We start from the raw sequence: 1,029 nt of genomic DNA, 5'->3' as shown, positions 1-1,029 counted from the left end.
CTGGTGCACGAGTAGGTGACATCTGATCTGGCTTGCCCTGCCGGGCGGCCTGGAAGGATGCCAGCTGTGCCCAAGCCCTATCCCCAGGAGTTCCGCGACGACGTTGTCCGCGTCGCCCAGAACCGTGAAGACGGTGTGACTCTCGAACAGATCGCTGCCGACTTCGGTATCCACCCGATGACCCTGAACAAGTGGATCCGCAAGGCCGACGTGGAGGCCGGGATCAAGCCCGGCACCACGTCGGCCGAATCGCGTGAGCTGCGCGAGGCCAAGCGGCGTGTGCGCCTGCTTGAACAGGAGAACGAGGTCTTACGCCGGGCGGCGGCGTACCTGTCCCAAGCGAATCTGCCGGGAAAAGGTGGTACCCGCTCGTGAGTGAGCTGGCCGCTGACGGCATCCCCGTCACGGTGGCGTGTCGGGTACTCAAGATCGCTCGCCAGCCCTACTACCGGTGGCGCAAGAACCCGATCACCGACGCCGAGCTCGCCGAGGCGTACCGGGCCAACGCCCTGTTCGACGCCCACCGCGAAGACCCGGAGTTCGGCTACCGCTACCTCGCCGACGAGGCCGAAGCCGCAGGCGAGAAGATGTGCCGGCGGACGGCGTGGCGGATCTGCTCCGCCGGCGGCTGGACCAGCACCATCAGCAAGAGAGGCCGCGGCAAGCACCGCAAGGCCGGCCCGCCTGTACACGACGATCTCGTCAAGAGAGACTTCACCGCGCCCGGCCCCAACGAGCTGTGGCTGACCGACATCACCGAGCACTGGACGGCCGAGGGCAAGCTGTACCTGTGCGCGATCAAGGACGTCTACTCGGGCCGGATCGTCGGGTACTCGATCGACTCGAGAATGAAGTCCCGCCTGGCCGTGGCCGCCCTGAACAGCGCTGTCGCCAGGCGAGGGGACGTGGCCGGCTGCGTTCTGCACAGCGATAGAGGGTCTCAATTTCGTTCGAAGAAGATGCAGAAGGCCATCACCCGGCACGGCATGCTCGGGTCGATGGGCAGGGTCGGTGCGTGTGGTGACAACG

The 1,029-nt window shown here is 66.2% G+C and carries 2 protein-coding genes; both read left to right on the top strand.

Annotated elements, in window-relative coordinates; all coding sequences use genetic code 11:
• Nucleotides 1–66 precede the first annotated feature (66 nt).
• Nucleotides 67–375, top strand: a complete 309-nt coding sequence (locus tag GOACH_RS24695) for a transposase (protein WP_005180812.1) — start codon at nucleotides 67–69, stop codon at nucleotides 373–375.
• On the top strand, nucleotides 372–1,029 hold a 658-nt coding region (locus GOACH_RS23005), incomplete at its 3' end, for an IS3 family transposase (protein WP_005180806.1). The genes GOACH_RS24695 and GOACH_RS23005, both read left to right, overlap by 4 nt.

The organism is Gordonia aichiensis NBRC 108223 (assembly GCF_000332975.1).
In the GTDB taxonomy this organism is placed as follows: domain Bacteria; phylum Actinomycetota; class Actinomycetes; order Mycobacteriales; family Mycobacteriaceae; genus Gordonia; species Gordonia aichiensis.
Note: the sequence above shows the minus strand (reverse complement) of the source record. Positions and strands in the feature narration are given on the sequence as shown.